The 13,191-nt window shown below is 63.0% G+C and carries 10 protein-coding genes; 6 read left to right on the top strand and 4 right to left on the bottom strand.

The window, feature by feature from the left end; translation table 11 throughout:
• A partial coding sequence (gene mprF, locus I8N66_RS18605; protein WP_291156419.1) for a bifunctional lysylphosphatidylglycerol flippase/synthetase MprF occupies positions 1-1,944 on the top strand: 1,944 nt, incomplete at its 5' end.
• On the top strand, positions 1,941-3,326 hold the full coding sequence (locus tag I8N66_RS18600) for an AcvB/VirJ family lysyl-phosphatidylglycerol hydrolase (protein WP_113536875.1): 1,386 nt from the start codon (positions 1,941-1,943) through the stop codon (positions 3,324-3,326). The genes mprF and I8N66_RS18600, both read left to right, overlap by 4 nt.
• Positions 3,327-3,339: 13 nt before the next feature.
• On the opposite strand, the gene purN is transcribed toward I8N66_RS18600, so the two are convergent.
• Positions 3,340-4,008, bottom strand: a complete 669-nt coding sequence (gene purN, locus I8N66_RS18595; RefSeq protein WP_113536876.1) for a phosphoribosylglycinamide formyltransferase — start codon at positions 4,006-4,008, stop codon at positions 3,340-3,342.
• Positions 4,005-5,075: a phosphoribosylformylglycinamidine cyclo-ligase gene (gene purM / locus I8N66_RS18590; protein ID WP_113536877.1), complete on the bottom strand. Its 1,071-nt coding sequence runs from the start codon at positions 5,073-5,075 to the stop codon at positions 4,005-4,007. Before purM ends, purN begins: the two co-directional genes overlap by 4 nt.
• Before the next feature lie 370 nt (positions 5,076-5,445).
• Between purM and I8N66_RS18585 the strand changes: the two genes are divergently transcribed.
• The 4 genes from I8N66_RS18585 to ppx all read left to right on the top strand — a co-directional run bounded on the left by I8N66_RS18585 (position 5,446) and on the right by ppx (position 11,069).
• On the top strand, positions 5,446-6,567 hold the full coding sequence (locus I8N66_RS18585; protein ID WP_113536878.1) for an AI-2E family transporter: 1,122 nt from the start codon (positions 5,446-5,448) through the stop codon (positions 6,565-6,567).
• 26 nt (positions 6,568-6,593) lie between these two features.
• Positions 6,594-7,283 (top strand): DnaA regulatory inactivator HdaA, encoded by a 690-nt coding sequence (gene hdaA, locus I8N66_RS18580; protein ID WP_291156410.1) that lies wholly within the window; start codon positions 6,594-6,596, stop codon positions 7,281-7,283.
• Between the two features lie 64 nt (positions 7,284-7,347).
• A complete protein-coding gene (locus tag I8N66_RS18575) occupies positions 7,348-9,534 on the top strand; it encodes an RNA degradosome polyphosphate kinase (protein ID WP_291156478.1) in 2,187 nt (728 codons plus the stop codon).
• Between the two features lie 11 nt (positions 9,535-9,545).
• A complete protein-coding gene (gene ppx, locus I8N66_RS18570; protein ID WP_113536880.1) occupies positions 9,546-11,069 on the top strand; it encodes an exopolyphosphatase in 1,524 nt (507 codons plus the stop codon).
• A gap of 65 nt (positions 11,070-11,134) precedes the next feature.
• Here ppx and I8N66_RS18565 read toward each other — a convergent pair whose 3' ends face one another.
• Both I8N66_RS18565 and I8N66_RS18560 read right to left on the bottom strand, forming a co-directional pair.
• Positions 11,135-12,493, bottom strand: a complete 1,359-nt coding sequence (locus I8N66_RS18565) for an esterase-like activity of phytase family protein (RefSeq protein WP_291156405.1) — start codon at positions 12,491-12,493, stop codon at positions 11,135-11,137.
• A 205-nt stretch (positions 12,494-12,698) separates the two neighbouring features.
• On the bottom strand, positions 12,699-13,191 hold a 493-nt coding region (locus tag I8N66_RS18560; protein ID WP_291156403.1), incomplete at its 5' end, for an AraC family transcriptional regulator.

Raw genomic sequence — 13,191 nt, 5'->3', positions numbered from 1 at the left:
ACGGTCTCGCGCCAGTTCCTGGTGACGGCGCTCGATCTGGCCGCTTCGGCGACCGTGCTCTACGTGCTCCTGCCGGCCGGAACCATCGGCTGGCCGGCTTTCCTTGCAGTCTACTCGCTGGCCGTCGGCGTCGGTGTCCTCAGCCACGTTCCGGCTGGTCTCGGGGTGTTCGAGACGATCATCATTGCGACGCTCGGCCACAACACCGATGTCGACACCATTCTCGGCGCGCTGGTGCTTTATCGCGTGATCTATCACGTGCTGCCGCTGGTAATCGCGATCGCCGTCGTCATTGGTATCGAGCTTCGCCAGCTTGCCGGCCATCCCGTCGCCTCCAGCGTCCGGCGTATTGGCGGGCGGATGACGCCGCTGCTGTTGGCGACGCTCGGCATCGTGCTGGCGATCATGCTCGTGCTGTCGAGCGTGACGCCCACCCCGGACGAAAATCTGGCATTTCTCGAAAGTCTTCTGCCCCTGCCGATCGTCGAGGGGGCGCATTTCCTCGCGAGCCTGCTCGGGCTGGCGCTCGTCGTCGTCTCGCGCGGACTTGCTCTGCGGCTCGATGGGGCCTGGTGGGCATCGATCGTGATTGCCATCGCCGCCCTGCTGCTGTCGCTGATCAAGGCGATCGCGGTGGTGGAGGCAGGCATGCTCGCCTTCTTCCTGCTGGGGCTGCTCGTCAGCCGGCGCCTGTTCGTTCGGCCGGCTTCGCTCTTCGGTCAGGCGCTCACCATACCGTGGCTCACGGCGCTCGGGGTCATCTGCCTGGGCGGACTGGTCGTCCTGCTCTTCGTCTACCGCGATGTCGAATACAGCCACGAACTCTGGTGGCAGTTCGAATTCTCGGCCGAGGCGCCGCGTGGGCTGCGGGCGCTCTTGGGCGTGACCATCGGCGCCAGCATGCTTGCGATCTGGAGCCTGATGCGGCCTGCTGCAGGGTCGGCCGAACCCGCCTCCAACGACGCGATGGAACGGGCTTTGGCGATCGTCGAGGCACAGAACATGTCCGACGCCAATCTGGTGCGCATGGGCGACAAGAGCATCCTGTTCTCGGCCGATCGGCGGGCCTTCATCATGTACGGTCAGCGGGCCCGTTCGTGGATCGCACTCTTTGATCCGGTCGGCCCGATCGACGCCTGGCCGGAATTGATCTGGCATTTCATCGAGAAGGCGCGTGCCGCCGGTTGCCGGGCGGTCTTCTACCAGGTCTCGCCCGAAGGGCTCGCCTATTACGCCGATGCGGGGCTGCGCGCCTTCCGGCTCGGCGAACTGGCGCGCGTCGATCTCGCTCGCTTCGAGATGAAGGGCGGTAAATGGGCGAACCTGCGGCAACAGGTCAGCCGCGCTCAACGTGACGGTCTTGAGTTTCGCGTCGTGTCGCCGGCGGATGTTCCGGGGATCATGGCGGACCTGACGGAAGTGTCCGATGCCTGGCTTGCGCACCACAATGCCAAGGAAAAAGGTTTCTCGCTAGGCGCCTTCGATCCCGACTATCTGACCGAGCAGCCGGTAGCCATCCTGACCAGCGGCGGTCGCATCGTCGCCTTCGCCAACATTCTGGTGACTGCGACGAAGGAAGAGGGCACCGTCGATCTGATGCGCTTCTCGCCGGATGCGCCGAAAGGGGCGATGGACTTTCTTTTCGCCCAAGTTATGGAATACCTGAAGGCGGAAGGCTTTCGTGCCTTCAATCTCGGCATGGCGCCACTTTCAGGCATGTCGACGCGCCAGATTGCGCCGGTGTGGGACCGGGCCGGCCGTACCTTCTTCGAACACGGCGAGCGCTTCTACAACTTCAAGGGTTTGCGTGCCTTCAAATCGAAGTTTCATCCGCAGTGGCAACCGCGGTATCTTGTCGCCAGTGGCGGCATCAATCCGATCCTCGCCTTGATGGATGCGACATTCCTGATCGGCGGCGGTCTCAAAGGAGTGGTGAAGAAATGATCCGTGTCGCGAACGCCTGGAAATGTCTCACCTCGGCGGCGCTGCTGCTTTCGGCTTCCATTCTTCCCGCTCTCGCGGAAGACGCGCCGAAGAGCTACGATACCGGGATGATCCCGTCGCCGCGCATCATGCTCCCCAAGGAAAAGGCGGCCGCACTCGTCGTGCTGCTTTCGGATGCTGGTGGCTGGACGGACAAGGAGCAGGCCGTTGCCGATACGCTCACAAGTGACAAGACCGTTGTGATCGGTGTCGATCTCAAGGCCTACCTCGCGTCGCTCGCCAAGGATGACGGCGACTGCATCTACATGGTCTCCGACATCGAGTCGCTGAGCCAGCAGGTACAGCGCGCCATCGGCAGCGATTCATACCAACTGCCCATCGTCGCCGGTGTCGGCGCCGGTGGCGCCATGGCGCTCGCGATTGCCGCCCAGACGCCACCGGCCACAATCGGCCAGACGCTGGCGGTGGACCCGGAAGAGGGGATAGCCCTCAAGAAGCAGCTCTGCACGCCGGCCGAGAAGGTGAAGAAAGGCGACCGCATGGTCTACGGCTTGACCGACGGACCCTTGCCGGACCCGGTCTCCGTCGTCTTCTCGCCGGAAGCCTCCGCAGATGGCCGTTCGCATGTGGCCGCGCTCATCGCGAAACACCCGGATGTCGATCAGGAGGACAGCGACGATGACGCCTTCACGACCTTGTCCGGCCACCTCACTGACATCATCGACAGCGAGAGCGACGCCGGCAATCCGTTCGGCCTGCCGCTGACCATTCTCGACGCCAAGCCGACGCGCGATACGATGGCGGTGATCTATTCGGGTGACGGCGGCTGGCGTGACATCGACAAGGAGGTCGGCGACGTCCTCCAGCAGCAGGGTGTTCCGGTCGTCGGTTTCGATTCACTGCATTATTTCTGGTCGGAGCGCGATCCCCAGGTGACGGCGGACGATCTCGCCAAGGTGATGAGCTACTACCGCAAGCACTGGAACGTCCGCAACGTTCTGCTGATCGGCTATTCCTTCGGTGCCGATGTCCTGCCTCGAACCTTCAACCTGCTGCCGTCGGGCGAAAAGGCGCATGTGCGCCAGGTGACGCTGATGGCGCTGTCGCACATGGTCGACTACAAGGTCTCGGTGCTCGGCTGGCTGGGCGCGGAAGGCGATGGCAAGGGCGGTGATCCGCTCGACGACATCAAGCGCATCGATCCGGCGCTTGTGCAGTGCATTTACGGAATGGACGAAGAGGATGATGCCTGCCCCGAATTGAAGGGCACAGGCGTCGACGTCATTGGGATCGACGGTGGTCACCATTTCGACGAGGACTATCCGGCGCTGACACGGCGCGTGCTTGATGCCCTCGATCGCCGGCTGGCGTCGGCGAAGTGACGATTTGATTTAGTCAGGCCGCCGGCGAGATCAGCGTAGCGCTCGCTTCGGCAGCGCTCTGGCTCACCGCGCGGCCGCCTTCCATGCGCACCTTGCCCTCGGCCATCAGCCGAAGCGCCATCGGATAGGTGCGGTGCTCGACGGTCAGTACCCGCGCCGCAAGGCTTTCCGATGTGTCGCCGGGTACAACTGGAACCACCGCCTGCGCCAGGATCGGGCCTTCGTCCATCCCTTCGGTGACGAAATGCACCGTGCAGCCGGCAACTTTCATGCCGGCGTCGATGGCGCGCTGATGGGTGTGCAGGCCGGGGAAAAGCGGCAGCAGCGAGGGATGGATGTTGAGGATCCGTCCTTCATGGCGCTGGATAAAGGTTGCCGACAGCAGCCGCATGTATCCGGCCAGGCAGATGATGTCGGGCGACAGGCGGTCGAGTTCGGCAAGGATTGCTGCCTCGTGGGCGTCCTTGCTGTCGAAATCCTTGCGCAGGAAGCTGCGTGTCGGAATGCCCAGTGCCGCCGCCTTGGCGAGGCCGCCGGCATCCGCCTTGTCGGCGATGACGGCGACGATTTCGGCCGGGAAGCCCGGCTCGGCTGCCGCTTTCGCCAGCGCCAGCATGTTGGAGCCGCCGCCCGAAATGAAGACGACGACCCGCTTCTTGCCCGTCGAGACCTCAGTCGTCATAGAGCGAGGTTGCCCTTGTAGATCGTGCCGGCGGCACCGTCGTCGCGGGCGACCATGCGGCCGAGGGTAAAGACGGTTTCGCCTTCGCCGGTCAGCACAGAAGCGACCTCTGCAGCCTTGTCGGCCGGAACGACGGCGATCATGCCGACGCCGCAATTGAAGGTGCGCAGCATTTCATTGGCGGCAACGCCACCGGTCTGGGCGAGCCAGGAGAAGACCTTCGGAGCCTTGATCGCGTCGAGGTCGATCTCGGCAGCGAGATGCTTCGGCAGCACGCGCGGAATGTTTTCGGGGAAGCCGCCGCCGGTGATGTGGGCAAGCGCCTTGATCGAACCGGTTTCGCGGATCGCCTTCAGGAGCGGCTTCACATAAATGCGCGTCGGCGTCATCAGGAGATCGGCAAGCGTTCCTTCGCCGAACGGGGCAGGGGCATCCCAGGCAAGGCCCGAGAGCGCGACGATCTTGCGCACCAGCGAGTAGCCGTTGGAGTGGACGCCCGACGAGGCGAGGCCGAGGATGACGTCGCCTTCGGAGATGTCGCCGGCCGGCAGCAACTGGCCGCGTTCGGCAGCGCCGACAGCAAAGCCCGCGAGGTCATAATCACCGCCGGAATACATGCCCGGCATTTCGGCGGTCTCGCCGCCGATCAGCGCACAGCCCGCTTCGCGGCAGCCGCTGGCAATGCCGGCGACGATGGCCGCACCCTGGTCCGGGTCGAGCTTGCCGGTCGCGAAGTAGTCGAGGAAGAACAGCGGCTCGGCGCCCTGGACCACCAGGTCGTTGACGCACATGGCGACCAGGTCGATGCCGACGGTGTCATGCTTGTTGGCGTCGATCGCGATCTTGAGCTTGGTTCCGACGCCGTCATTTGCGGCAACCAGAACCGGGTCGGTGAAGCCTGCTGCCTTCAGGTCGAACAGGCCGCCGAAGCCGCCGATTTCGCCATCGGCGCCGGGGCGCCGCGTCGAGCGCACATGCGGCTTGATCTTCTCGACCATCAGGTTACCGGCGTCGATATCCACGCCCGCGTCGCTATAGGTGAGGCCGTTCTTTCCCGACTGGCTCATGCTCGTTCTCCAAGGCTCGTCGTGCGACAGGTATTTTGCGGATGCGATTGGCACGGCAGGCAAGGGAGTGCAAGCCGAGAGCATGCATTGGCGGCGTTTTTTCAACATTTTGCCCATATCCCACGGTAGAAGCGGAACAGCATGGCTCCAAACCGCGCGGTGCCGCCCGGTTGGACTTGACCGGCGCCCGCGCCGCCCCCTATCTCCTCTAAAGGGTTGTGATACGCGTTCGGCGCGTGCAGCGCGCGAGAGCGAGATGAGGAAGAGTGTGCGGTTGCCCGCCCGCATCCCGCTTTCGCTGATGAGAAACGACCACGTTTATGATTTTGGATCGATCCGACCCAAGATGATCGTGGTCTAAGGGAGTGTCATGGATATCAAGGTCAGCGGTTCCGGATTGCAGCGCCAGGTCATCTTCTGGCTGCTGGTGCTTGGCGCCTTCATTGCCTTCCTCATGGTCTTCAGCTCGATCCTGCTGCCGTTCCTTGCCGGCATGGCGCTTGCCTATTTCCTCGATCCGGTGGCCGATCGTCTCGAGCGCCTCGGCCTCAGTCGCCTGATGGCGACGGTCGTCATTCTGATCGGCTTCGTCGTCGTCTTCGTGCTGGCGCTGATGATCATCATTCCCGTGGTCGTCAGCCAGGCTTCGGACTTCATTGCGAACATTCCCGGCTATGCATCCAAGTTGCAGGTGCTCGTCAATGAAGCGCAGACGCGGCTCATTCCCGATTGGCTGGCGAGCCAGATGCCGTCGATCAAGCAGAGTTCAGGCAAGCTGTTGGAGCAGGCGGCGGCCTTCGTCGGCACGCTCTTCCAGCAGATCTGGAACTCCGGCGTGGCACTGCTCGACGTCATTTCGCTGCTCGTCGTGACGCCCGTCGTCGCCTTCTACATCCTGCTCGACTGGGACCGGATGGTGGAGAAGGTCGACAGTTGGGTGCCGCGCGACTACGTCTCGGATGTGCGCCAGATCGCCCGCGACATGAACGCGACGATCGCCGGTTTCGTGCGCGGTCAGGGCTCGCTCTGCGTCATTCTCGGCCTCTACTACGGTATCGGCCTGTCTTTGGTCGGCCTCAATTTCGGCCTGCTGATCGGCCTCTTCGCCGGCATGATCAGCTTCATCCCCTATGTCGGCTCGATGGTCGGCCTCGTGATTGCCGTTGGCGTCGCCCTGGTGCAGTTCTGGCCGGACTATCTCTGGATCGGCCTTGTCCTTGCCGTCTTCTTCAGCGGCCAGTTCATGGAGGGCAACATCCTCCAGCCGAAGCTGGTCGGTAAGAGCGTCGGCCTGCATCCGGTCTGGCTGATGTTTGCCCTGCTCGCCTTCGGCGCTCTCTTCGGCTTCGTCGGCCTGCTGGTGGCGGTGCCGGCGGCAGCGGCCATTGGTGTGCTTGTCCGCTTCGGCATCCAGCGGTACCTTGATAGCGATCTCTATCACGGGCACGGCAAGGCAGTGGAAAAGAAGGCGAAGAGCGACAAGGCCGCCTGATTTCCGACGATTGTCCCGAGTACAGCATGACAAAACGCCCATTTGAACAAATCCCCCTGGCCTTCGGCCACGACCCGGCGACGGGCCGTGAAGACTTGCTCGTCTCCGACAGACTGAGCGCGGCGATCGCCATCGTCGACCATTGGCCGGAGTGGCCCTCGCCGGTGGTCATCATCGCCGGGCCGGTCGGCTCGGGCAAATCGCACCTCGCCAGCATCTGGAAGGAGCGGGCAGGGGCTGAGGTCATCCACCCGCTCGCCGGCTCCGATGCTGCCGTCATCGCGGCGGAACGGCCTGTTCTCTTCGAGGACGCCGACCGCAGCGGCTTTGACGACACGACGCTGTTCCACGTCATCAACAATGTGCGCCAGCATGGCACCGGTCTGTTGATGACGACCCGGCTCTGGCCGATGTCCTGGCCGGTGACCCTGCCGGATCTGCGTTCTCGCCTCAAGGCTGCGACCGTCGTCGAGATCGGCGAGCCGGATGACGAGTTGCTGACGCAGGTGCTGATCAAGCTCTTCGCCGACCGCCAGCTCTTCGTCGACGAGCGGCTTGTGGGTTACATCGTTCAGCGCATGGAGCGGTCGCTCGAGGCGGCGCAGACGATCGTCGAACGCATCGACCATCTGGCGCTTTCCCGTAGCACCAAGCTCAGCCGGGCGCTCGCTTCGGAAGTTCTCGAAGAACTGGGGAATCAGCGGCGTTCCGATTGACTGTCACAGAACCGTCGTCAAACTGAGATAGCCGGTGCAACCGGAGCAATGGGATCGGATGAGCATGGACAACGCGGTATCGGCGGTGAACGAAAACCAGGCAGCGGTGGAGGATGTCGATCTGCTGGCCAGCCCGCAGCGCTTCATCAATCGCGAGTTCTCCTGGCTGCAGTTCAATCGTCGGGTGCTTGAAGAGACGCTGAACACCGCACATCCGCTGTTGGAGCGCATCCGCTTTCTGTCGATCTCAGCCGCCAATCTCGACGAGTTCTTCATGGTGCGCGTCGCGGGTCTGGAAGGCCAGGTGCGCCAGGGACTTTCCATGCGTTCGCCCGACGGCAAGACCCCGGTCGAGCAGCTCGAAGACATCCTCAAGGAAATCGACAACCTGCAGATGGAACAGCAGGCCTCGCTGGCCGTCCTCCAGCAGTATCTCGCCAAGGAAGACATCCTGATCGTGCGTCCGGCATCACTGTCGGCGCAGGACAGGAGCTGGCTTGCCAACGAGTTCGACCAGTCGATCTTCCCGGTGCTGACGCCGCTCTCGATCGACCCGGCCCATCCGTTCCCGTTCATTCCAAACCTCGGCTTCTCGATGGGTCTGCAGCTCGTCAGCAAGACCGGCCGCGAGCCGATGACCGCGCTCTTGCGCCTGCCGGTGGCGCTCGATCGCTTCATCCGGTTGCCCGACGTCAAGAATGTCATCCGCTACATCACGCTTGAAGACGTCGTCAGCCAGTTCATCGACAGGCTGTTTCCCGGCTACGAGGTCAAGGGTTCCGGTACGTTCCGCATCATCCGCGACAGCGATATCGAGGTGGAGGAAGAAGCCGAAGACCTGGTACGCTTCTTCGAAACGGCGTTGAAGCGCCGTCGCCGCGGTTCGGTGATCCGCATCGAGACGGATTCGGAGATGCCGGCGTCACTGCGCCAGTTCGTCGTGCAGGAACTTGGCGTTCCGGAAAACCGCATCGCCGTTCTGCCGGGGCTCCTGGCGCTCAACACGCTCTCGGAGATCACCAAGGCGCCGCGCGACGACCTGCGCTTCGAGCCCTACAATCCGCGTTTTCCCGAGCGCGTGCGCGAACATGCCGGCGATTGCCTGGCCGCGATCCGCGAAAAGGACATGGTGGTCCACCACCCCTATGAATCCTTCGACGTCGTCGTGCAGTTCCTGTTGCAGGCGGCGCGCGACCCGGACGTCGTCGCCATCAAGCAGACGCTCTACCGGACTTCCAACGACAGCCCGATCGTGCGCGCGCTGATCGACGCGGCCGAGGCCGGCAAGTCGGTGACGGCCCTGGTCGAGCTCAAGGCCCGTTTCGACGAAGAAGCCAACATCCGCTGGGCGCGCGACCTCGAACGCGCCGGCGTGCAGGTCGTCTTCGGCTTCATCGAATTGAAGACCCATGCCAAGATGTCGATGGTGGTCCGGCGCGAAGAGGGCAAGCTCAGGACCTACTGCCACCTCGGCACCGGCAACTACCATCCGGTAACGGCGAAGATCTACACCGACCTGTCGTTCTTCACCTGCAACCCGGTGATCGCCCACGACATGGCGAACATCTTCAATTTCATCACCGGTTATGGCGAGCCGGAAGCGGGCATGAAGCTCGCCGTCTCGCCGCACACCCTGCGCCCGCGTATCCTCAGGCACGTCGACGAAGAGATTGAGCATGCCAAGGCCGGCCGCCCGGCAGCGATCTGGATGAAGATGAATTCGCTCGTTGATCCGGAAATCATCGATGCGCTCTACAAGGCGAGCCGCGCCGGCGTCGAGATCGATCTCGTGGTGCGCGGCATCTGCTGCCTGCGTCCGCAGGTCCCGGGTCTGTCCGACAATATTCGCGTCAAGTCCATCGTCGGCCGTTTCCTCGAACATTCCCGCATATTCTGCTTCGGCAACGGCCATGGGCTTCCATCGGAAAATGCCCTTGTCTATATCGGCTCGGCGGATATGATGCCGCGCAATCTGGACCGGCGGGTCGAGACGCTCGTGCCTCTCATCAACCGGACTGTGCACGAACAGGTTCTGTCGCAGATCATGCTGGGCAATCTCATCGACAACCAGCAGAGCTACGAAATTCTTCCTGATGGCACGTCTCGCCGGATGGAAGTCGGCAAGGACGCCGAGCCTTTCAACGCACAGCACTATTTCATGACCAATCCCAGCCTCTCCGGCCGGGGTGAGGCCCTGAAGTCCAGCGCACCGAAGCTCATAGCCGGCTGGAAAAGCGGCTGGCACAAATAAACTGGAATTGCATGGTCGAGTCTGAAGCGCAGGGGCGTCTGCCCGGCATCCGCCCGGTTTCTGTTATCGATATCGGTTCGAACTCCATCCGCCTTGTCGTCTATGAAGGCCTGAGCCGTTCGCCGGCCATGCTGTTCAACGAAAAGGTGATGTGCGGTCTCGGCAAGGGCATCGATGCCACCGGACGAATGGACGAAGAAAGCGTCGAGCGCGCGCTGAAGGCGCTGCATCGCTTCCACGCGCTCTCCAAGCAGGCGCGTGCGACGTCGATGTATGTGCTGGCGACGGCCGCCGCACGTGAAGCGAGCAACGGCCCGGCCTTCATCGAGAAGGCGGAGGCGATCCTCGGTCACAAGGTCCGCATCCTCACAGGCGAGGAGGAGGCCTATTACTCCGCGATGGGCATCGTCAGCGGCTATCACGATCCAGATGGTGTCGTTGGCGACCTTGGCGGCGGCTCCCTGGAACTCGTCGACGTCTCCGGCACGAAGATCGGCAAGGGCATCACCCTGCCGCTCGGCGGCATTCGTCTGTTCGAACACAGCAACGGCTCGTTGACGAAAGCGCGTACCTGGGTGCGCAAGTTCATGAAGAATTCGCCGGTGCTGAAGACCGGCACCGGGCGTACCTTCTATGCCGTCGGCGGCACCTGGCGCTCGATCGCCAAGCTGCACATGGAGATCCGCGACTATCCGCTGCACATGATGCAGGGCTACGAGATTTCCTATGACGAGGCGATGGCGCTGCTGCCGGAAGTGATCGAGCCGAAGAACATCAAACCCTCGGCCTATTCGACGATCTCGAAGAGCCGCCGCAGCCTTCTGCCCTTTGGCGCGATCGCCATGCAGGAGGCGCTGTCGATCATGAAGCCGGAGCGGATTTCCTTCTCGGCGCTCGGCGTGCGCGAAGGCTATCTGTTCTCGTTGCTCAAGGACGAGGAACGCGCCCAGGATCCGTTGCTGACGGCGGCGAACGAGATTGCCATCCTGCGGGCCCGCTCGCCCGAGCACGCCCGTGAACTGGCCGACTGGACCGGCCGCATGGTGCCGTTCTTCGGGATCGAGGAGACGGAAGAGGAAAGCCGGTATCGCCAGGCCGCCTGCCTGCTCGCCGATATCAGCTGGCGCGCGCATCCGGATTATCGCGGCCTGCAGGCGCTGAACATCATCGCCCACTCGACCTTCTCAGGAATCACCCACGCCGGCCGCGCCTATATCGCGCTTTCCAACTACTACCGCTTCGAAGGCCTGAATGATGACGGCGCGACGAACGCGCTTGCCGGGATCACCACGCCGCGCCTGCTGGAGCTGGCGAAGCTGCTCGGCGGCCTCTTGCGTGTCGCCTATCTCTTCTCGGCATCGATGCCCGGCGTTGCGCGGAACCTGACGTTCCGCAAATCGTCTCTGCCGGACGTGGATCTGGAAATCGTGGTTCCGGCCGCCTACTCAGAGTTTTCCGGCGAACGACTGGATGGGCGCCTGCAACAGCTTGGCAAGCTCACCGGCAAGCGGCTCGCCTTCCACTTCGAAAGCTGAGCTGAAGAAAATCCCGGATCGAACGGGCAGGGCGCGCGAACTTCGGTTCGCGCGCCATTTTTTGATTATTCGGCCTTCAGGAAGTCGCCGACTTCGAGCAGCACGAACTCGTTGTCGTCGGCCTTGTCGAGCGAGCGACCGGCCGAGAACGGCAGGTTGTTGTCGTTGCCGACGATAATATGGGTCTCATCGACGCGGTCGACGTTCTCGATGGTGACGAAAGGCATGTCGTAGAAGCCCTCGCCGCCGCCCTGGCGCTTCCTGTTGTCCGGGTCGGCGATCTTCAAGAGGTCGATGTAGCCGATCTTGCGCACCGCCTTGCCGACATTGCTGTCGTCGAAGGCGATCTTGTAGATGCGTTTGACCTTGGAGCCCGTTGCGAAGCAGTCCGGCTTCGGGTCCTTCGGATCGGCGCAGGCCTTGTCGACCGTGCCAGCGCCATTGTCACGCTCGATCACCAGCGCGGTCTTGTCGTCGAGCATGTTGAAGTCGCCGATCGCCTCACCACCTTCCGCCAGCGGATAGAGCCAGCTGCGGCCGGTCCAGGCTTTGCTCGCAACATCGAGTTCGATGATGCGCAGCGCGGGGCGGCCATCGGTCTGCTCGACCGTTTCGCTGTCGGTCCAGATCGGGCCTTCGAGCAGGCCGTAGAGCTTGCTGCCGTCCTTGGAAAGCGCCATGCCTTCATAGCCGCCGGAACGCTTCAGGTTGAAAGCGGGCGTCTTCTTCGATGGATCGCCCTGCAGCGTCAGCGTCGGATTGTCGGGCGAAAGCACCGGCTTGCCATCGACCGTGGTCGCGATCACGTCCGTCAGTTTGCCGTCGAGGTCGAACTTGAGGATGTAGGGCCCGAATTCTTCGCCAACCCAGAAGCCGTCGGTGACCGGCTGGATCGATTCGACGTCGAAGTCAGCGCCAGTGAGATAACGCTTGTCGGAGCCTTCCATGACGATCGGGAAGGGGGCCTTCTTGTCCGGGTCGGTCAGGAACAGCGTCTTCAGGGCTTCGACCTTGCCGCCATCCCAGTCCATCTTCACGTGATGCAGCATCAGCATGGCGTCGCTTGAGTTCAGCTTGCTGCCGAAGCCGTTGTCGGAGAGGCTCCAGAATGTACCGTCTTCCATCGCCTTGATGCCGGAGAAGCCCTGCATCGGCTGGCCGTCGAAGGGAAGCGACAGGCCGGTCAGGCGAACGCCATCCTTGCCGGGAACGGTACCGAGCGCTTCGGCGCGCTTGCGGTCCGCGGTGGTGAACTTGCCGGAGGTCTTGAGATACTCAGGCGCGTCCGCAGGGGCGGCGATGATCGTGTTCGCCGGCAGGATTGCGTGACCCTTGAGGGTCGCGGTGAAGGACTTTTCCTCGGCCGAGGCGGCCATCGTCATCAAGAGAGAAAGAGCCGCGGTGGCGAGAAGCGTTTTCGTCATGAAAGTCACCCTGGGTTGGAGCCTTCTGCATGTCTCCTTGGATCGCCCTCGATCCAAGGAGACAGACATGCAGCAAATTCGACGTGCCACAGCGACCGTTGCGCGTCTTGAGACACGCGGTGCTGCAGTCCGCAACCCGATAGGCGGCTATGATGACGGTTGGGTGATGCTTGCTTTACAACCCGATGAAGCTTTGGTGACAGGCTCAGCCTGCCATGGCGAGGCTTGCCCAGCGTCCGGGCGTGATGCCGTAGGCGCGCTTGAAATGGCGGGTGAAATGCGCCTGATCGGCAAAGCCGGTTTCGAGCGCAGCGCCTGCAAGACTTTCTCCCCTGGCGATCATCTGGCGGGCACGCTCCAGTCGGCGCATCAGGAGGTAGCGATGCGGGCTGGTGCCGAGAACCCGGCGGAATTGCCGGGCCAGCGTAAAGCGATCGAGCCCGCTGACCGCCTCGAGTTCCTGGGAGCCGACCGGGCGTTCGAGGTTGGCGCGAAGGAATTCGGTTGCCTCGAGAACGGCCTGCTTGTCGGCCTTTCCAGGCTTGGTGTCCCTGGCGCCGGCGTGGCGGTAAAGGCCCTCTGCGATCCGCACGAGGATGTCGTCGAGCGCCAACTCGTCGATGCCATTGTCGAGATCCATCACGGCTTCTCCGACCGCCTGCCGCAGGGCCTCGTCACCCACGACCGGTGCTGCCACG

The sequence above is a fragment of the Ensifer sp. SSB1 genome (genome assembly GCF_016652895.1).
Classification (GTDB): Bacteria; Pseudomonadota; Alphaproteobacteria; order Rhizobiales; family Rhizobiaceae; genus Ensifer.
The sequence above is the reverse complement of the archived record's forward strand: the minus strand, read 5'-3'. Positions and strand labels throughout refer to the sequence as shown.